A 20,659-nucleotide genomic window follows, 5' to 3' on the forward strand; every position below is an offset into this window, starting at 1 on the left:
GATAAAAAAAGAGCCACAAATCTTTCGATTTGCAGCTCTTTGTACCCAGACCCGGGATCGAACCGGGATGGATTGCTCCACTGGTGTTTGAGACCAGCGCGTCTACCGATTCCGCCATCTGGGCGAATGCCTCTCGGCTTATTTGCGGTTGCAAAGGTACTAATAATTTTTGAACTGGCAAACTTTTTGCTGACTTTTTTTCAAAAAAATGCATTTTTATTTCGAAAACACTAAATTTTTGTTGTTTTTCACCTTATCTATATTAATTTGTGGAAAAAAACTTGGTTGGTTCACATATATTTTTTACCTTTACATCAGAATTTCAAAACTAACAATTAAGTTTCTTAATATATGACAATAAATGATAGCAACAATTATTGCGTGATACTCGCAGGTGGTAAGGGTAGAAGACTTTGGCCATGCAGTCGAAGCAATTACCCGAAACAATTTATCGATTTCTTCGGGGTGGGGCGTACCCAGTTGCAGCAGACCTACGATAGAATGGTGAAGATTGTGCCTGCCGACCATATTTTTATCAATACTAATGAGGAATATGTGGAACTGGTCAGGGAACAGTTGCCGCAGATTCCTGCTGAACGAATCATGGCCGAACCGATTCATCGCAATACGGCTCCAAGTGTAGCTTGGGCAAACCATCGTGTTTCGCAGTTGAATCCGAAAGCCTGCTTGATTACCACTCCTTCCGATCAGGCAGTTTTCAATGAGGAAGCTTTCAAGGAAAATGTACTGAAAGGACTGGCTTTTGTTGCTGAAAACGATAGATTTCTCTCGTTAGGTGTAAAACCAACCCGTCCAGAACCAGGATATGGTTATATCCAGTTGGGCGATGCAGAAGGGGATAATCTCTATAATGTTCAGTCATTTACAGAGAAGCCTGAGCGTGATTTTGCCAAAATATTTGTTGATAGTGGTGAATTTTATTGGAATACAGGTATTTTCATTTCCAATGTCAAGCATTTACGCGAGAGTTTTTCTCAAATTCTGCCTGCTGTACTGAGAGGTTTCGATGAGTCTTATCGCACTTTTGATGTGGAGACAGAGAATGCCTATATGAAGCAGAATTTCCCTTCATATCCAAATATTTCCGTAGATTATGCCATCTTAGAGAAGTCAGACAATGTATCTGTATTGAAGTGTGATTTCGGTTGGGCTGACCTCGGCACCTGGCACAGTATCTATGAGGCAATGCAGAAGAGCGAGGATGATAATGTGATTATAGATAGTGATGTCATGATGGAAAACTGCCATCGTAATGTCATCAAACTGCCAAAGGGCAAACTCGCAGTTCTCAATGGTTTGGATGGTTTCATTGTAGCAGAGAAGGACAATGTACTCTTGATCTGCAAGAAAGAAGATTCCTCTGCATTGGTTCGCAAATATGTGAATGAAGTGCAAATGAAGAAGGGCGAAGAATACATTTGATATAATGAGAAATGACAAATGAGAAATGAGAAATGAACGGCTATTTTGCTGCATTTCTCATTTCTCATTTGTCATTTCTCAGTCTTTGTCATTTTTTTGAAATTCTGTGTAGATCTTATTAGAGATCTCCTTGAATTCCTCTTCAGTCAGTTTGAGATGTTCCTTGCGGAAGTTGACATCAGCCTCACTGTTCATAGGGATGAGGTGGATATGTGCATGAGGAACTTCCAGACCCAAAACGACCTGTGCCACTTTTTTGCAAGGGAAAGCAGCCTTGATGGCCTTTGCTACTTTCTTGGCGAATACTTCAAACTCAGCGAGGTCTTCGTCTTCCATATCAAAGATATAATCCACTTCCTTGCGAGGAATGACCAATGTGTGTCCCTTGCCGATAGGACTAATGTCTAAAAAAGCGTAGAACTTATCGCTTTCTGCGCATTTGTAGCTGGGAATCTCTCCCGCTGCAATCTTAGAAAAAATACTTGCCATAATCTCTTTCAATTAAACATTTATAATAGAAACTTTATTTCTCTCTCTTCGCATCATTCTCATTTGATATTATATTTAGTGGGCTTACATGTCATAATAAAAGGAACTGCCATAAGGGCTTGGGAGCCGATATGATAGTTCCTTTATTTTTATTCAAATGAGATTTTGTCGATACGGAGCTTGATGGTGCCGCGAGGAATCTTGATTTCTACAATCTCGCCCACCTTCTTGTTGAGCAATCCCTGTGCGATAGGAGTCTTGATGGAAATTTTGCCTTCCTTCAAGTTAGCCTCGCTTTCGCTCACGATAGTATATGTCATCTTTGCCTTGTTGACCATGTTGGTCATTTCCACCTTAGACATAATCTGCACGCAATCAGTGCTCAACTGCTTGGTGTCGATGATCTTAGCCTCGGCAATGGTGAGTTTGATACGATTGATTTTATCTTCAAGATGAGCCTGTGCCTCCTTAGCGGCATCATACTCTGAGTTCTCACTTAGGTCACCCTTGTCTCGGGCTTCAGCAATTGCGGCTGATGCCTTTGGGCGCTCTACTGTAGTGAGCTGTTTTAGTTCTGCTACGAGTTTATCGTAACCTTCTTGTGACATGTAAGCCATAATTCTTCTTATTAATTTATAGTTATTAATGTGATTTCTTAGAGGGTAAAAAATAAAGAATCCCGGTGCCAGTTAAGCACCGGAATCCTGTATCTTTAATCTCTATTGAATTATCTTTGTTTTTTCTATTCTTTTGCAAAGATAGGACTTTATTTCCATACCGCCAAACTTTTTCAATGAAATTTCTCAAAAAAGCCGCCTTTTCCTTTTACGTATTCCATTAAATCATTAAAAATCTGATTATTACGGAGAATTTCAGGATTACCGGTCATAATCATTTGCCTTCTTGCACGAGTGATGGCTACGTTCAGTTTACGGTCGATGATATGACCGTCTTCTATAAAACTGTTTCCTGCCAGGAAGTCCAGTTGCCAGATGTTCTGGATGGTAAAACTGTAGATGATGACATCACGCTGGCTGCCCTGGTATCTTTCTACGGTGTCGATGCTGATTTTCTCCAGTTCTGGAATACCAAGTTTCTCGATTCCCTTTCGCACCATGGCTATCTGGTTGCGGTAAGGTACGATGACTCCCACTGTTTTCTGACTATCGAACTGATCTCCGTAATATCGGTGTATGCGGCGAAGTATATCTACTACGATTTCTGCTTCGTTGGCATTGATCTTGTCGGAAATATTCGGCTCCTTGCAGAATTCTGATGGTATGAATATCATACGATGATTCTTCAGATGTTCATCGAGTTCATCCTCTGATGGAAGAGAATAGGCAAGTTGGGTTTCCAACTGGTGCTTGCATGGTACCGGTTCCAGTTGTTCCCGGCGATAGAACATCTTGTTTGGGAACTCGGCTATTTCTGGATGCATTCGTCCTTGACGGCGCAAAATGCCGATGAAATCGGTACGATGCTCATGGTCTTCCCAGCGGATGAGGCGCTCGAAAAGGGAGTTGCGGCAGTTGGTAAGGCAGATGCCCTGTAGAATACTCATATCCATCAGGCTGTTCTGCTGACTGTCATTGATGGTAGGAATGGCAGAGTCCTGTTCACTCTGCTGTACCACCGCTGGCAGTTGCTTATAGTCTCCGATGAGGATAAACTTGTCTATAGCTGAAAGCAATCCGATGAGATTGGGTTCCAGAATCTGACTCGATTCATCGATGATGGCAAGCTTGAAATGCTTCAGATTGAATATGAAAGGCTTGGAGGTCATCATCGAGGTTGTTCCCACGATGACGCGCGTACCTATTATATATTGTTTGATGGCTTCCAACTTCGGACATTGGGCAATGGCTTTTTCTATCAGATATGGACGGAATCGCTCATCGCAGGAATATTCGCTACCGAGTCGCAGAAATGGGATGCCGGAATCTACCAGCATCTCGCAGATTTCATCCACGGCACGATTGGTATAGCTCATCAGTAGGATGGAAGAGGCTGGCTTTTGAGCCGTCTTTCCTCCAGCGGCGATGCTTTCTGCTGTCGGCATTCCTGTTCCATCGTTCAATGCTTCTTCTACCATAAACTTCAAGGCACGACTTGTCTTTCCTGTTCCCGGAGGTCCCACGAGCAGAAAGTAATCCTGTGCCTGTTTGGCTCTCAGGATGATATCGTCAAGCACTTCGTCATAATGTCTGGTCAGCGTGAGCGAGGTGTTGCGGCGGGGAGGGCGCTGCCCTAATAGCAAGTCGCGCTTCTCTTGAGGTGCACAGATAAACTGGTGCAGATTGCGGATGCTTCCACCGGTGCTGGCATCGGTAGTACCATGCTCGATAGCGTATGGCTTGTCCATTTCGAAGATGTCAGCATTCTGTTGACCATCGTTGAGATGTACCACGATTTCATGGGAATGAATCTCCTGCAATACACCTTTATATAATATAGCTTTCCTGACGTCTGGTTCTTCTTTCAGTTTGTAGGTATAGAGATATACCATGTCGCCGATACGGAAATTGGGCAGGAAGTCCTTGCCTTGGTCGGGTACGCTCAGGGTAATGGTATCGTAACCGCTACCTTCTCCACTCTGATCCTTTCTGATGATATGAAGGTCGGTATAGATGTTGCCCGCATCCTTTTTCTCGGCAAGGGGCATCGTCCAGAGATCGCTGCTCGAAGTATTGCTTCCTTCCTGGGCACCTACTTTGGAAATCATCTGTTCGCGGAGCACAAAAGTCATCATCCTGCAGAAGTAGGCTTCTTCTAAAGGACTGAGTGCATGAAGCGGGTCGGTGATGTCTGCCAGTTGTGGCTTCAGGTACTTGTTGTAGAAGAAGTCCTGGGTGCCTGCTACATTGAGAACATCAGGGGTAAACTCATTCAGCGCATGCTCGAATCCCTTCTTGGCTATTTCAAAAGAAGCGGCAACGAGTTGGTTGCGGTATTCGATGGCTTCCCTGAAAAGTTTCTGGTAATAGGCTACCACCATCAGTCCGTTCTGCGGCTGGTACTTGGAGTAGAGCAGACGGATGTTGACGAGATTGTTGCCCAACTTGAAGTTGTGCTGCAATACGCCATAGTAGAGCAGCAACTGTACATAGTGGGGCACCAGTTGGAAACTGTGGTAATTAGGGTCTGCCTGATGGCTTTCGATATTGAGGTTTCGTCCTGATTTCTGTTCTACGAGAAGTTTGCAGTCGGTGGTCATCAGATCGACACGTCCCTGTATGCCAAGGGCTTCGCACACGAATGACGGCTCCAGGATAGCTTTCTTCCGGTCGTAGATGCCCTCGCCCCGAAAGGCATTCATCTGTGCCTGGGAGGCGGTGCGGGGGAAGAGAATATCCACTACCTGCTGCAGATTGTAAGCCTGCAGGTTGGCATCGGTATAGAATTTCTTGGCGTCAAACCAGGGACAGGTGCAAAATTCCAGAGCCTTTTCTCTGAAATTGCTCTTGATTGTTTCGTTCACCTGATACTTGCCATGCGAATTGATGATATCGTCGAGCGCAGCACCGGCAAAGTTACCAAGTAGGGTAGCCTGGGTGTTGGCACGGGGTTTCATCAGATTCAAGAGATATAGCAGGGGATGATGACCGAACTCGGTAAAGCAGGCTGCGATACTACTGATGTCAATGAGATAATCCGGTTCTACGATGATGAGTCGGGGCGTGATGACTGGTTGGCGTATCTGACAGTCGAGCAGGTTGAGCTGCATGCCTTCCTCCAATATTTCGCAGAGATAGGTATGGTCGATGCCGTTTGCCTCATCTTTGAGACAAACGAGATGTTCTTCCTCATCAGTATCATGGTCGATATCCACATGGATGAAGTCCGCGTCCCAGTTTTTCACGATGCAGCGGATGCGTCGGTTGCTGATGTCGAGTCCCTTCTGGTAGGGGCGGTTGGTATGTGGGATGAGAACGGTCAGTTCATGTGGAATATCAGTCTGGCATACGGCAGAGATCAAGATGGCGAGCGCACGGGCATCGTACTTCAGATCTTCCTCCGATAGAGGTTCCTGCTTGTTGCTGTGTCGGCGCATGGTCTGGATGGCAATCTTGTCGGCTATTTTGATGCCATGTACCTTGCAGAGATAATCCACCTGGGCGAAAAGGTTACCGAAAGCTTGTTTCGTATTCTTTACTCCTTCGTGGCAGCAGAGGATGAGCGTATCGTGCATCATCTTGTTGCGTGTAGCCGGTTCCAGGTCAGGAAGCATCAAGAGTTCCCTTACCCGCAGGAAAAGTTCTGTGGCGGATATGTTGTTTTGATTCATAGGCAACAAAGTTACAAAAATTATAAATACTCTTATAATAAAGGTATTTATAATTATTGATAATTAACTGTTAACTTTGGGGATCTGCTTCTCTATATCTTTCTTTTCGTTACTAATCTTGTTCTCTCTCTCTTGATTTTCTTTCTTAAAATTCCGATAAGAATCCTATTTGGCTGCAAAGTAATAAAAATAATGCAGAAAACCTTGCGGATTCAAGAATATTTCGTAAATTTGTAGCCCTCTATATTATATAATAAGGTATAAAGACTTAGATTATGACAAAAGAAGAATTGATGCACAGAGCCATTGAGCTCTCAGAAAATAGCGTAAGAAACGGTGGCGGTCCTTTTGGAGCGGTCATTGCCAAGGATGGAATCATCATTGCTGAGGCTTCCAATAGTGTGACGATTGACAAGGATCCTACGGCTCATGCAGAGGTAAACTGCATACGACAGGCTTGCTTCAAGTTGAAAACCTTCAATCTGGAGGGTTGCGAAATCTATACCTCCTGCGAACCTTGTCCGATGTGCTTAGGTGCCATCTATTGGTCACATCTTGATCGTATCTATTATGCCAACGACCGAAAGGATGCAGCCAAGATTGGTTTTGATGATGAGTTTATCTATGAGGAAATTGACCGCAAGATAGAAGACCGTCACAAGCCGATGATTGCGCTGATGAGAGATGAGGCGTTGGGGGCTTTCCGTATGTGGGAAGAGAATGCGGCAAAGACGGAATACTAAAGCTTTTTGAATAAAAAGCCAAGACAAAACGAGGCTCTGATGGAATGAATTGACATCAGGGCCTCGTTTGTTTTTGTTATTGTCCTCCTAATCTATCAAAAAAGGTGACAATCTCCTCGAATGTCTTGAATTCATCGCTGCCATATTCGATCGTTGTTCCCATGAAATCCTCTGCTGGATGTGGGTCAATGAAATAGTCGCCATAGAGCAGATTCTTCTGATTGGTGAAGAGAATATGGTTGTAGGCTGGGGTAGAAAGATATTCCTCCACCCAGGTCTGTACCTTTGCCATATACTCATGGTCGTTGGTAGGTGCTGAGGCTACGATATATACATTGTAGTATTCGATGAGCATCTCGTAGGCCTTGTGCATGCTGCTTGTGGCTTTCCAGTAACTGTCGTGCAAAGCGTCGAAATCGATATATACGATAGGGCGTTCCTTCCCGTTTTGCTTGTCATCTATCCAGCGGATGACTGGACAGAGATAGTGGAAGGCTACCTTGTCGATGAGGCGGTGCTCGCCATGGAAGCGGATGGCATTGGGATAATGCTCATGGAAGAGGTCGAAGGTATGCACTAATGGGTCCTTGTCTCCGAAGAGACCATATACCCTTGCCTGTTCCTCTGGAGTGATGTTCTGAAAGCATCGTTCGGTAATGTCACGGTATTCCTTGATGAGTCCCTTGGTCACCATCAGTTCGTTGACACCATCCTTTCGTGGATTCTGAAATTCCTGTTTACCGGTCATACTGCTCATGGTATTGCCCATTTCGAAAGCTGGGTTTACGAGGATGCGGTCAGTACCTTTCAGCATTTCTGTGTACATACCGCCCATGGAGGTACCGATAATCAGGTCGGGATTCTCTGTTTCCTGCAACTTGAGGAGCATTTCCATACCTTCTTCCGGATGTACGGGTATGTCTTCAGCCACGAAGGTAGCATTGGGCATGAGATCCTGAAGCATCTTTACAGTTCCGCTCTGTCCGGAAGAGAGGAAACCGTGAACATACATGATTTTCTTGCCCGACATGAGGTCGGGGAATTGCTTGATATATGGATTTTCCATTGTCTTTGAATTTTTAATTGCCCTGCAAAAGTACATCTATTTGCAGACAAATCAAAATAAATGGGAGAGAAATTTCACTTTCTCAGTTTTTCTTTGTACTTTTGCGCCATCTTTTTGGACTCCAAGAGGTTCTTTTCGAAAATTCTATTAGATTTTTATCGAAATATAATAACATACGACATGAAACAGTCAATAGAAAATCTCTACAAACTTGACGGTAGGGTGCCCGTCGGTAAAGCACTCCCATTTGGTCTTCAGCATGTGTTGGCAATGTTTGTAAGTAACATTGCGCCAATCATGATTCTTGCCGGTGCTGTCGGGTTGGACAGCTCTATCAGCGCCGTTCTTATCCAGAACTGTATGGTTATCGCCGGTATCGGTACTTTGGTACAGCTCTATCCGGTATGGCGCATCGGTTCACGCCTCCCTATCGTGATGGGTATCTCCTTCACCTTCCTTTCTCTTGCCATCAGCATTGCTGCTGCCCATGGAATGGGTACGCTCATCGGTGCGGTTATTATCGGTGGTCTCGTGGAAGGTACACTCGGACTTTTTGCCAAGTATTGGATCAAACTGATTCCTCCTGTAGTAGCCGCTACGGTGGTTACAGCCATTGGTTTTTCACTTCTTCCTGTGGGTGCCAATTCTTTTGCCGGAGGTCAGGGTGCTGCCGATTTCGGTAGCATGAACAACTGGATTGTGGGTTCTGTCACCTTATTGGCTTGTCTTCTCTGTCAGATTTTTGCCAAGGGATTCCTTCGCTCTCTTTCCGTGCTCGTAGGTTTGATAGTGGGTTATATACTTGCTTGTTTTATGGGTATGATAGACTATAGTGGTCTTACCAATCTTTCTATCATCGCCTTGCCTCGTATTCTGCCTTTTACTCCAGAGTTTAATATAGGTGCCATCCTTTCTGTAGTGGCTGTATATCTGGTTTCTGCTACAGAGACCATCGGTGATACGTCAGCGCTTTGCAATAGTGCCCTGAAGCGTGATCCTAATACCAAGGAGATGGGTGCGGCTGTCTGCTGTGATGGTTATGTAAGTTCGGTTTCTGGTCTTTTCGGATGTACTCCTATTACATCTTTCAGCCAGAACGTAGGTTTGGCTGCCATGTCGGGCGTGGTCAATCGCTTCACAATTGCCATGGGTGCCATCATCATGATTATCGGTGGTGTATTCCCTGCTATCGGTTATGTTCTTACAACCATTCCGCAGGCTGTATTAGGTGGATGTACTATCATGATGTTCGGTAGCATCCTCTTTGCTGGTTTCGGCATGATGGCACGTACGGGTTTCTCCCAGCGCAATATGGTGATTGTGAGCCTCTCGCTCAGTGTGGGTCTCGGTTTCACTCAGGCAACGGGTATGTTTAATATCTTCCCAGAGATTGTACGTACCGTATTTGCAGACAACTGTGTGGCTGTAGTGTTCCTGCTCGCAGTTATTCTGAATCTTGTATTGCCTAAGAATTTGGAAAAATAAAAAAGACAGGTCATCATTTCCTTTTATCCGGCGGAATAGAGCAGGAATGGGAATGATGGCTGTTAATCATCAATCATATCAATTTCAAATCAGAATAATGGATTTACTGAAAGAAAGAATTATGCAGGAAGGCAGATGCTTTCCTGGAGGAATCCTGAAGGTGGATAGCTTTGTGAACCATCAGATGGATCCTATCCTGATGATGGACCTGGCTAAGGAATTTGTGCGCCTTTTCAAGGACATCAAGTACAACAAGATTGTTACTATCGAGGCTTCGGGCATCGCTCCTGCCATCATGGTGGGTTACCTGACCCATCTTCCTGTAGTCTTCGTAAAGAAAAAGAAGCCTAAGACCATGGAGGGGATGATTACCTCGGTGGTTCACTCTTTTACCAAGGATTGTGACTATACGGTTTGTGTGAGCAACAGCTACCTGACTCCAGAGGATCACGTGATCTTCATCGATGACTTCCTCGCTAATGGTAACGCTTCCAAGGGTGTGATGGATCTCTGCGAGAAGGCTGGTGCCACGATTGAGGCAATGGGCTTCATCATCGAGAAGGCATTCCAGCATGGTGGTGATTTTCTGCGCAAGGAGGGAATCCGTTATGAGGCTCTTGCTACCGTAGAGAGTCTGGAAGATTGCAAGATTGTCTTGAAGTAAGAGAATCTGCTGAAATCAAGCATCGTTTTTTATCCTATGATATTCATTCTGATATGAAGATAAGATTTTGTTTATTGAACGCCTTGCTTTGTATGGCATTGTCTTCTATGGCAGTGCCTGCAAAGCGAGGCGTTTGGCGTTTGATGACTTTGACTGATGGAACTGAGGTCCGTGTACAGTTAGTGGGCGATGAATTCATGCATTATTATGTTTCGGAAGACGGAACCAAGTATGTAATGGATGCTGCAACAGGACAAGGAAAGCGATTGGATTCTACTGCTTCCTTGTCTCGCAAGAAGAATGCGGCAGCCCGTCGTGCAAAGGTTCAATCTCGACAGAAACTTCATCTTCAAAAGGCGAAAGCAAAACAGAATAGTTTCCGTGGAGCTAGGAAGGGACTTGTCATTTTAGCCGAATTCTCCGATCGTAAGTTCCAGAGTGGGCATGATCTGACATTGTATAAGCAGATAGTCAATGGCGATAATTACAAGGAAAATGGCTTCCGTGGCAGTGTGAAGGATTATTTCCGTACCCAAAGTATGGGACAGTTCGAACTGGATTTCGACGTGGTTGGTATCTGTCCTCTGCAGAATGCCACTGCTTATTATGGCGCAAATAGTACTGACGGTGAAGATTTGCGTGCGGGTGCAATGATTGCTGAGGCTTGCCTTTGGGCGAAGCAGCAGGGAGTTGACTTCTCCAAGTATGATTGGGATAATGATGGCGAAGTGGAACAGGTCTTTGTTCTCTATGCCGGTAAAGGCGAAGCCAATGGTGGTACAGCTTCTACCATTTGGCCTCACATGTATGCTTTGTCATTGTCTGATTATGGCAAAGTGTTGCAGTTTGATGGGGTTAAGGTGGATACTTACGCCTGCAGCAGTGAATTGAATGGTCAGAACAAACTCGATGGAATCGGTACTTTCTGCCATGAATTCTCTCACTGTCTGGATTTGCCCGATCTTTATGACACCAGTTATACCGGATGGTTTGGATTGGGTGAATTTGACCTGATGGATAGTGGCAGTTACAATGGAGACGGAAAATGGCCTGCTGGGTATTCGGCTTATGAGAAAGCAAGCTGTGGTTGGATTACTCTTCATGACTTGACGGATATAGAAAAGGAGACAAAGGTGGCTGATGTCATGGCGATGAGCCAGGGAGGAGATGCTTATATCATCAGAAACAAGGCACATGAAGACGAGTATTACATCATTGAAAACCGACAGAAGTCAGGATGGGATGCTGAACTTCCTGGAGCGGGAGTTATGATTACTCATGTAGATTATGATGCTGATGTCTGGTATTATAATGTACCAAACTCGAATAGTGAATATTATGACGAAGCCAATCAGAAATTTGTCAATGACCATCCTCGTCTTACCATCTTCAGAGCAGGCAAATCGACCTATTTGGATGGTTCGGCAAGTGATCTCTATCCTTATCAGTCTAATAGTAGTCTTACAGCTACATCCCAACCGGCATCCACCTTATATAATAAGAATGCTGACGGTTCTAAGTATATGCATCTTGACATCAAGAATATCGCCATTGCAAGTGATGGTTCGGCATCGTTTACGGTGAGTAAGGCTGAGCGCTCAGGCGATCAGAATCCTGATACACCGGTACAGCCTTCAGGCTCTACTTTATTTTATGAATCGTTTGACAAGTGTCATGGTACAGGTGGAAACGATAACCTGTGGAAAGGTAGTATTGCTGGAACTCAAGTGTCGGGTGAAGACTTGGATAATGGTGGATGGACCAGTATAGGAACTGTTTACGAAGCCAACGGCTGCGTAAGACTCGGAAAATCGGGAGTTGCCGGAAATATCACCACGCCAACTTTTTCGGTGAAAGGTTCTGCGATACTTTCATTCAAGGCTGCGGCATGGGATGGAAAAAGTGATGCCACCAAGTTGTATCTGGAGATAACCGATGTGAATAGTGGCGCAAGGCAGATGGCGGTTATCCGCAAGCCTGAACTGTCTAAGTATTCAGTACCTCTCAAGAAGGGAGAATGGACTCAGTTGGGGGCTTCTGTTTACGCAACGGGTGAGGTGAAGGTTAGCTTTACAGCCGATAAGGGCCGTTTCTTCCTGGATGAAGTAAAGGTAACAGACAATACTGTGGATGGCATAGCAGAGGTGACGATGCCTCAACTGTCTGACATTGAAGGTTATTATACCCTGGATGGAATCAGGCTCTCAAAGCCTCAACAGGGTGTGAATATTATTCGACGGAAAGATGGGCAGGTAAGGAAAGTGATGATTTATTAGGGTAGAACCTGGTATGGTTATAAAGTGTAAGAAAAGTGTAGAGGTATTTTGTGTTATTACACTTTTCTTACGCTTTTTTATATAAAAATGATGGGATTGTTTTGGTATTTCAATAAAAATATTTAATTTTGCACTCGGTTTATATAAACGAGAGAGAAATTTTATTTTTATTTTAATAACAAAACAAACATGACAAGAAGATTACTATTACTTGTATGTGCGGTGCTGTGTTTAGGCAGCAACGTTCGTATCAGTGCGCAGTCTACATCTTCTACTACACAATCTGCAGAGTCTAACTTTGTAGAGGGCGTTGTGCGTGTCAAACTTCAGCGTGAGATAGCCGACCGTATGATTGCGGCTAAGCTTCCGTTGTCGGTAAAAGGCACTAACAAGAAGTATGTTCAGACTGGCGTGACCCCGCTCGACAGGGTCAATCAGAAAGTAAAGGCAGTCTCCATGACCCGTGTCTTTCCTTATGCCGGTAAGAATGAGGCAAAGCACAAGGCTTTCGGACTGGATCTTTGGTATGATGTCCATTATGAGGCATCAGGTATGAAATTGGCACAGGCAAGAAACCTGTTCCGTTCTGCTGAAGGCGTATCTTACGCACAGCGAATTCCTCTTTACAAGCCTATTGGCGGTGAGCGTTTCCTGGAGGTTTCTCCTGCTGCTGTAGCTAGGGCTGCCAAGGCTGCATCTACCATGCCTTTCAATGATCCATTGCTCAATGAACAGTGGCATTACAACAACGATGGGCATATCGCAGGAACCAAGGTGGGTGCCGATGCCAATGTATTCAAGGCTTGGGAAACTGGTGTTACCGGTTCTAAGGATGTTGTGGTTGCTATCATTGATGGTGGCTTCCAGGTAGATCACCCAGACCTGAAGGACAATGTGTGGATCAACACAGCCGAGTTGAACGGTAAGCCTGGTGTTGATGATGATGGTGATGGCTATGTAGATGATATCTACGGCTATAACTTTGTTATCAATTCAAGTGATATCAACGCTCACTCTCATGGTACTCATGTAGCAGGTACTGTAGGTGCAACCAATAATAATGGTATCGGTGTCTGCGGTGTTGCTGGTGGTAGTGACGGTAAGGGCGGTGTCAAGATGATGGTTTGTCAGGTATTTGACAGTCGTGCCAGCAGTTCTGCTGTAGCTGATTTCGGTGCAGCCATAGTTTATGCAGCCGATCGCGGTGCAAGCATTGCCCAGTGTTCTTGGGGTGCCAGTGTTGCAGACGATGAGGATAAGTCGGTTACAGAAGCTGTTGATTACTTCACCAAGAATGGTGGTGGCGACAAGATGAACGGTGGTCTCTGTATCTTTGCTGCCGGTAACAATGGCGAGGAAGGCAATTATTATCCTGGTTGTCTTGACAAGGTTGTGGCTGTTGGTTCTATGGCTCCAGACGGAAGCGTGGCTTATTATTCCAACCGTGGCAAGTGGGTTGATGTTACAGCCCCTGGTGGTTTGGAAGACAATGGTCAGCAGTATGGCGTATTGAGTACTTTGCCTAATAGTACCTATGGTTATAATGAGGGAACTTCCATGGCATGTCCTCATGTATCTGGTATTGCAGCATTGATTCTTTCCAAGTATGGTAACAAGCAGTTCTCTAATGAGACTCTCCGAACATTGCTTACCACTTCTGTAAACGACCTTTATACTCAGAATCCTGAGTACAAGGGCTTGATGGGCTCCGGTTATATCGATGCTTACAAGGCTTTGCAGGGCAAGGAGGGTAGTGTGCCTGAGGCTGTTGCCGACTTCACTGTTACTGCATCTCACGACAATGCTCTCATCGAATGGACGATTCCTGAAACCGAAGAGAAGAGCATTGATCATCATGTAATTTATTATAGCACAGAGGCTTTCACTGCTACAGACGACTTGAATAAGTTGAGCTCTGCTACTGTAGATACCAAGTTCAAGTATTCTGGCGACAAGATGTCTTATGAGGTAGAAGGCTTGAAGGCTTCTACTAAGTATTATTTTGCAATTGTAGCTTACAACCGTTGGGGTAAGGCTTCTGCCGTATCTCCAATCAAGGAGGCTACCACCAATGCAGGTCCTAAGGTTCAGGTAGACAAGAAGAACCTTTCTATGACCGTAGATGCCACCAAGGCTTCCACAGCCGAGGCTTCTTTCAATGTAAAGAATGCCGGTGAGGGCGTGCTGAAGTATCAGCTTACTACTGCTACGACCCGAGCTACTATGTCTACCAGCGGTCGTATCAAGAAGCCAAACCCAGGTCAGGTTCTTCCTTTCAGCGGTACAGTCAGCCCAACACTTGTGAAGCGCAACGCTGTGGCTACTTCTAACTATCAGGCAAAGGATTGGCCAGACACTTTGACTTATTCCAACCAGTTGTACAGCTATATCGGTGAAACTGATACCAAGCTGCCAAATGCTTTGGCTCAGTATTTCTATGTAGATAAGGCAACTTATCCTAATGGTTTCAACCTGACCGATCTTCGTATTCAGGGACAGAACGGACAGGATCCTGTGATTGAGATTTACGACGGTTCACGTTCTATCTCTACTGCAAGTTTGATTCAGAAGGTTAATTATGACTTCTGGGCATACAATTATCCTATCACCCTGAAAGAGCAGATTCACTTTGCTCCTGGTTCAAGCTTCTGGGTAGTGGCTAAGTTCCCTGCAGGCGCCAAGAACCCATTGGGTACAGGCAAGACTACCCGAACCGATGTTGCCCAGTACAGCTTCTATAGCTCTGATAACGGTACAACCTGGACTCAGCTGAGTGAGGTTCTCAAGGGCACCAGCTTCGAGGCAATAGCCAGTCAGCTCACATGGGCAGTACAGGCCATCAGCAAGAACCCAGACTGGAGTCAGGTTCTCAACCCTGAGCCTATCAGCGGTGAGGTTCGTCCTAACGAAAGCCAGAAGGTTACTCTGAAGAATGATGGTCAGAAACTGGTGAATGGTACTTACAACTTCAATATCCATGTCAAGAGCAATGAGGCTGTTGATTCCAAGCAGCAGGTTGCTTTGTCTATGACCGTGAAGGGCTATAAGCCAGAATTGCACAGCCAGCAGCTGGTTGACTTCGGTGACTTGCTGGTTGGTCAGACCAAGACCATTGATGTAGAGTTGACCAATAGCGGTTATGGTGTATTCGGTGGTAAATATGGTATGCTCCAGGCTCCAAAGAACTTGAAGTCTTCATCCGATCAGTTCAATGTGTCAAAGGGTGCCAATAATATTGCAGCCCGCTCTACCGGTATGTTGCCAGTGACGTTCGCTCCTACCAAGGAGGGCAACTTCAGCAGTACCATTACCCTGACCGATAAGAATGGTCAGCAGTATTCGTTCCTGGTTCGCGGTGTCGCTTCAGTTCCTGCCAAGCAGAGTGTAACTCCTGATGCTTACGATGCAGGCGACTTGAAGGTAGGCGGTGAGGATAAGACTGCTACCATCACTATCAAGAATACCGGTAATTATCCTTTGCAGTATGTCTTCCCTAAGTTCTCTTCCGAGAAGATAGTAGGTTCTACTGCCAAAGCACATAAGTTTGGTTATACTACCATCTCTAATGTTGCCGGCGACGAATCATTCGAGTATGAGCCAGCTCCAGAGTTGGCTGACGAGAAGGACATCACCTCTCAGTTTACCAACGACAATTGGCAGTCGGGTCCTATCAAGGTGGGCTTCAAGTTCCCATTCTATGGCAAGGACTACGAGCAGATTTACGTATCTTCTTATGGTGGTGTCTCCATGCAGCAGGCGGATGGCCGTATCTCTTGTATGGTTCCTACCGGCGATTGTGTACAGGGATTGGGCTATATTTCGGCTTATACCAACTCTGGCTGGATGGACATGGGTGCCAACAGTAAGATTACCTATGGTCATAAGAACGGTAAACTCTATATCAAGTTCAAGGATGTGGTAACTCCTGCAACCAATGGTGCCGGCGAAACAACTACTATCAGTTTCCACATGGCTCTTTGCCCTGACGGAAGTGTAGAGGTTTACTACGATGATTATAATCCAGCAGGCGTATTCGGTTCTGGTGGTCACAACTTCGTAGGTGTCAGCGATATTGCTGCTTCTGATCCTTGTATATTTGTTGATGCCAACAAGGTACAGGAGAGCAATGATGGTCTGGATGCTCCTTATTATGATATTGTTACTGGCAGCGCCATCAAGATTGTGGCTCCTGCCAAGTCTATGATCAAGAGCCTGTCAAGCACTGAAGGCTATGTAGGCAATGGTGAAAGCAAGGAAATCAAGGTAACATTGGCAGCCAACGATGAATTGGTGGCAGGACCTCTGACCAACTATCTCACCGTTATCACCAACGACCCAATCAACCCAAGTGCATCTGTCAAGTTGACTGCCAACATCGTTGGCGACAACCTGAAGGCTGAGGCTGCTCTCGATTCTACCAGCGTAGATTTCGGTAAGGTATTCCGTACTTCTGCCCAGCAGCGCACAGTATTGTTGAGCAACAATGGTAAGGATGCTCTCAACGTGACAAGCGTAACTGTCAAGAACGGCAAGTTTACTCTTGCTGAAGATATGAATGCGGCCTTCTCTGTTCCTGCAGGTCAGGGCAAGGATATCGTAGTAACATTGCCTACTGCCGAGAAGGGTACTGTAGAAGATGTTCTCGTTATCACCTATCAGGATGGTACAACCAAGGAAATACCATTGAAGGCAGAGGTGATTGGTAATCCTACCTGGAAGAGTAATCCAGAGAGCCTGGAGGTTGAAACTCCTTATGGTACCAACGTAAAAAAGACAATCCAGGTAACCAACGAGGGCGATGAGAACCTTACGTTCTCTGCTGAGCCTGCTTCTTGGTATACAGCTTCCGACCAGGAGGCTACTGATAAGTCTACTGTTGATTATGTGTTCAAGTCTAAGCTCGATGGCTTCGATATACCTTATAACTGGGTAGACATCACCAACGACTATACTGAGCACATGCCTTATGCATACTATATTGACAAGACAGACTTCAAGAAGGTGGAACTTCCATTCGAGTTCCCATTCTATGGCAAGAAGTATAAGAGCATGTATATCTACAATACAGGTTTCGTATCTTTCGATGCTCCGGTAGAGGATTACAAGCAGTTCCCTGAGCCACCAGCAAGTCTGCCAACAACAGAAACCTTCTATACCAACATCATCTGCCCATTCTGGGGTAACCACTCTATGAATACCCCATCTTCTGATGGTGTATATTACAAGGCAAAGGATGATGAGGTTATTGTAAGCTATAAGAATTATGGCAATACGATGATGCAGGGTATGAACTTTGAGGTGATTCTCCGCAAGGACGGTTCCTTCAAGTTCCAGTACAATGTAGATCCTGATGGATTCCAGTTGGGCGTATTCGGTCTCTGTGGTATCATGGATCATACCGGTACTCGTGGTATTACTCCTGCTGATATGTATATCACCGACGGCAATGCCGTTGAGTTCTCTCCATATAAGAACTATGTAGTGGCTCCAGGTGAGCAGGTTGAAATGCCGGTTGAGCTGAAAGCTAACCAGCTGGCTGACACTTACGATTACGAATTGAACGTTACAACCAACGATCCTTCTCGTGCAAGCGTTAAGATTCCTGTTAAGCTGAATATCACTGGTGAGGCTCAGGCTGAGTTCCCTGAGGTAATCAATGTTGAGCAGCCTGTAGATGAGAACGCAATGGATCCTTCATACTATGAATTCTATGTAGTCAACAAGGGAACCAAGGCATTCACTATCACAGACGTTGCTTCTGAGATGTTTACTGGCTCGGAGTCTGATGACCCTGATGTTGAGGAGCCTTCTGCTCCAGAAGGTGAACTTGAGGTCTATGCTGCACAAAGCAACTATGGCGGTGACGACGGTATCGACCCAGGTCCAATGGCTCTCTCTGATGATGCTACAGCCAAGGCTTGGGTTCCATACAAGAGCGGCATGATGGCACCTATCGTAGTAGGTACCGACACCGTGAAGTTCAGAATCGCTCCTTATAATGTTTATGAGGTACATAAGAAGGATTTCCCTCTCGTATTTACAGTAGAGGGCTTGAATGAGGAGACACACACCTCTACTATCAAGCTGAATATCACAGAGGCTCCTGTCATGGCCTTCGACCCAGAGGAGTTGCATATTGAAAATGTGGCTTCTGACTATAAGGACACTCGTACCGTCAATCTGATGAACGATGGCGAGTATAAGCTTACTTACTCATTGAGTCTCGATCCATCTGGTCGTGATGCAGGCAATGAGTATGAGGACGGCAACGATCCTGCTCCTGCCTATAACGTCATCTCTTATCCTTCAGAGGATGTTGCCAAGAATTTCGTTGCTACCTGTGTAGAGAAGATTTCTGGCAAGAAGGGCATGGTGAAGGCTCTTGGCTTGAAGAAGGTGAAGGATGATCAGAAGTTCATCTACGACTTGCCTTCAGGTTACGAGGGTAATGCGCTATATTATCCAGTGCTCAACCCTGTAACCAATGCTCAGGCAGCCCTGATGGGTACGGGTGCTGCTGCTCTGGATGAGAACTTCTATGCAGCAACTCGCTATGAGGCTCCTGCTGAAGGTTTCAATCTTACCCATCTCTACTTCGTCGGTACAGTAGGCGACTTGGAGAATGTTGACATCGAGGCTTCTGTTATTCTGGGCAATGATGTTACTGCTACCGAGAAGACCATTGGTCATGGCAAGATTCATATTACCAAGGAAGAACCTCGTGAGGATGGTAGTTATCAGGGTGCTGCACGTATGTTGGAGTTTGACAACCCTATCTACATCAATCCTGCTGATACCTTCTATGTCGTATTGAAATATCCTGCTGGCTACAAGGGATCTGCCATGATGGCTACCAAGGATGGAGATATGGAGACCAATCGCTATATGGCACACTTGAAGTCATTGGGTGGCTGGGTTGACATTGAGGCTCTCTACGACAATGCTTACAGCTATGGTGCCTTCGGTTACTTCATGACTTGTATCGAGAAGGAGAAGGGTGAGCCATGGATTAAGTTGCTCAACGAGAATAAGGAAGGTGAGATTGCTCCTGGCGAGGCTATTCCTGTACAGTTCGAGGTGAATGCCAAGAGTGCTTATTTTGCCAAGAACAATAAGGCTACTCTCGTAGTGAAGAGCAATGATCCATACAACAAGCTCTACAACTATCACATCTATCTCGACAAGAATGCTGCTCCTATCATCACCGCTCCTGAAGGTGAGACCACTGTTCCTGAGGCTTCCAAGGCGATGGTTCCTGTAACTGTTGCTGATGCCGAGGGTGAGGCTTTCACCGTAAGTCTGGAAGATGCAGGCGGCATCGCTGCTGTTGAGAGCTATGAGAATGAGGACGGTACCCAGGACGGTATTTCTGAAAGCAATGGTACTTATACTGTTGAGGCTGGCGGCAGCTTGAAGCTCAATGTGGCTCTTGTTCCAGATTATGGTACTGCTGGCAAGCATACCTTCACCGTAAATGCCAAGGATGAGTCAGGCAATGTAAGCTCAGTTGTTGTCAACTACAACGTTGAACATACCAACCGTGCACCTGAGTACGTAGGTGCCACAGAGTTGGCTATGAAGGTTGGCGAGACCTCTGGTCAGTATAACTTCGCTGAACTCTTCAAGGATGTGGATGGCGACAAGATGACCTACACAGCTTCTGTCGAGGATGCATCTGTAGCTACTGTCTTCAAGTCGGAGGATGGATTTATCGTGGCTGGCAAGGCAGCAGGTAAGACCAACATCAACGTAGTGGCTACCGATGCCAATGGTGCTTCTACTACTGGTGTCATAGCCTTGACTGTTGATGCTGCAACAGGTATCAGCAATGTTGTGGCTGGTGCCTCTAAGGGCGATATTACTGTAAATGGAGATGCAGAGAACGGTAATTTGAATGTTACTATCGGTGCTGATGCCGACAAGGTTGTTCTCTCTGTTTATAGCAATGCCGGTCAGCTGATGGCTCAGAAGACCTTGCAGAATGTTCATGCTGGCGATAAGGCTAGCGTTGCTTTGGGTAAGGTTGCTGCGGGTGTATATCACCTTGTAGCTAATGTAGATGGCAAGACTTCAGCAGTGAAGTTTGTCGCTAAGTAATGTAGATTTCGGTATCTTGCTTCCCGCTTTGGTAAGCAGGATACTTATCCATAAAAAAGAGGAATCGTGATAATGATTATTCACGATTCCTCTTTTTTCTTTTTTACG

General features: G+C 45.5%; 10 protein-coding genes and 1 tRNA gene. 6 read left to right on the forward strand and 5 right to left on the reverse strand.

Translation table 11 applies throughout. The annotated features are described in order from the left end of the window. Positions 1 to 42: 42 nt before the first annotated feature. Positions 43 to 124, reverse strand: a tRNA-Leu gene (locus KUA50_RS13135). A 227-nt stretch (positions 125 to 351) separates the two neighbouring features. Between KUA50_RS13135 and KUA50_RS13140 the strand changes: the two genes are divergently transcribed. Next, a complete protein-coding gene (locus tag KUA50_RS13140) occupies positions 352 to 1,443 on the forward strand; it encodes a mannose-1-phosphate guanylyltransferase (protein ID WP_134842983.1) in 1,092 nt (363 codons plus the stop codon). Positions 1,444 to 1,521: 78 nt separating this feature from the next. Here the strand turns inward: KUA50_RS13140 and KUA50_RS13145 are convergent, their stop codons facing one another. The 3 genes from KUA50_RS13145 to KUA50_RS13155 all read right to left on the reverse strand — a co-directional run bounded on the left by KUA50_RS13145 (position 1,522) and on the right by KUA50_RS13155 (position 6,220). Continuing rightward, positions 1,522 to 1,932 carry an HIT family protein gene (locus KUA50_RS13145; RefSeq protein ID WP_218455857.1) on the reverse strand — a complete coding sequence of 137 codons (411 nt, stop codon included), beginning with the start codon at positions 1,930 to 1,932 and terminating at the stop codon, positions 1,522 to 1,524. A gap of 149 nt (positions 1,933 to 2,081) precedes the next feature. Then, positions 2,082 to 2,549 (reverse strand): transcription elongation factor GreA, encoded by a 468-nt coding sequence (gene greA / locus KUA50_RS13150; RefSeq protein ID WP_022111225.1) that lies wholly within the window; start codon positions 2,547 to 2,549, stop codon positions 2,082 to 2,084. A gap of 173 nt (positions 2,550 to 2,722) precedes the next feature. Then, a complete protein-coding gene (locus KUA50_RS13155) occupies positions 2,723 to 6,220 on the reverse strand; it encodes a DEAD/DEAH box helicase (RefSeq protein WP_218455858.1) in 3,498 nt (1,165 codons plus the stop codon). A gap of 275 nt (positions 6,221 to 6,495) precedes the next feature. Between KUA50_RS13155 and KUA50_RS13160 the strand changes: the two genes are divergently transcribed. After that, positions 6,496 to 6,963, forward strand: a complete 468-nt coding sequence (locus KUA50_RS13160; RefSeq protein WP_022111223.1) for a nucleoside deaminase — start codon at positions 6,496 to 6,498, stop codon at positions 6,961 to 6,963. 76 nt (positions 6,964 to 7,039) lie between these two features. Here the strand turns inward: KUA50_RS13160 and KUA50_RS13165 are convergent, their stop codons facing one another. Next, positions 7,040 to 8,029, reverse strand: a complete 990-nt coding sequence (locus KUA50_RS13165; RefSeq protein ID WP_218455859.1) for a YqiA/YcfP family alpha/beta fold hydrolase — start codon at positions 8,027 to 8,029, stop codon at positions 7,040 to 7,042. Positions 8,030 to 8,209: 180 nt separating this feature from the next. Between KUA50_RS13165 and KUA50_RS13170 the strand changes: the two genes are divergently transcribed. The 4 genes from KUA50_RS13170 (at position 8,210) to KUA50_RS13185 (ending at position 20,551) form a co-directional block, all read left to right on the forward strand. Beyond that, complete coding sequence (locus tag KUA50_RS13170; protein WP_022111221.1) at positions 8,210 to 9,514, forward strand: nucleobase:cation symporter-2 family protein; 1,305 nt, start codon at positions 8,210 to 8,212, stop codon at positions 9,512 to 9,514. A 97-nt stretch (positions 9,515 to 9,611) separates the two neighbouring features. Beyond that, positions 9,612 to 10,178, forward strand: a complete 567-nt coding sequence (gene xpt / locus KUA50_RS13175) for a xanthine phosphoribosyltransferase (RefSeq protein ID WP_218455860.1) — start codon at positions 9,612 to 9,614, stop codon at positions 10,176 to 10,178. 53 nt (positions 10,179 to 10,231) lie between these two features. Continuing rightward, positions 10,232 to 12,454: a M6 family metalloprotease domain-containing protein gene (locus KUA50_RS13180; protein WP_218455861.1), complete on the forward strand. Its 2,223-nt coding sequence runs from the start codon at positions 10,232 to 10,234 to the stop codon at positions 12,452 to 12,454. A gap of 189 nt (positions 12,455 to 12,643) precedes the next feature. After that, positions 12,644 to 20,551 (forward strand): S8 family serine peptidase, encoded by a 7,908-nt coding sequence (locus KUA50_RS13185; protein ID WP_218455862.1) that lies wholly within the window; start codon positions 12,644 to 12,646, stop codon positions 20,549 to 20,551. The last annotated feature ends 108 nt before the right edge of the window (positions 20,552 to 20,659 follow it).

The organism is Segatella hominis (assembly GCF_019249725.2).
GTDB lineage: Bacteria > Bacteroidota > Bacteroidia > Bacteroidales > Bacteroidaceae > Prevotella.

Coding starts and splice junctions, on each gene's coding strand:
- KUA50_RS13140 (WP_134842983.1), top strand. CDS start 352: ATGACAATAAATGATAGCAACAATTATTGCGTGATACTCGCAGGTGGT.
- KUA50_RS13145 (WP_218455857.1), bottom strand. CDS start 1,932: ATGGCAAGTATTTTTTCTAAGATTGCAGCGGGAGAGATTCCCAGCTAC.
- greA (WP_022111225.1), bottom strand. CDS start 2,549: ATGGCTTACATGTCACAAGAAGGTTACGATAAACTCGTAGCAGAACTA.
- KUA50_RS13155 (WP_218455858.1), bottom strand. CDS start 6,220: ATGAATCAAAACAACATATCCGCCACAGAACTTTTCCTGCGGGTAAGG.
- KUA50_RS13160 (WP_022111223.1), top strand. CDS start 6,496: ATGACAAAAGAAGAATTGATGCACAGAGCCATTGAGCTCTCAGAAAAT.
- KUA50_RS13165 (WP_218455859.1), bottom strand. CDS start 8,029: ATGGAAAATCCATATATCAAGCAATTCCCCGACCTCATGTCGGGCAAG.
- KUA50_RS13170 (WP_022111221.1), top strand. CDS start 8,210: ATGAAACAGTCAATAGAAAATCTCTACAAACTTGACGGTAGGGTGCCC.
- xpt (WP_218455860.1), top strand. CDS start 9,612: ATGGATTTACTGAAAGAAAGAATTATGCAGGAAGGCAGATGCTTTCCT.
- KUA50_RS13180 (WP_218455861.1), top strand. CDS start 10,232: ATGAAGATAAGATTTTGTTTATTGAACGCCTTGCTTTGTATGGCATTG.
- KUA50_RS13185 (WP_218455862.1), top strand. CDS start 12,644: ATGACAAGAAGATTACTATTACTTGTATGTGCGGTGCTGTGTTTAGGC.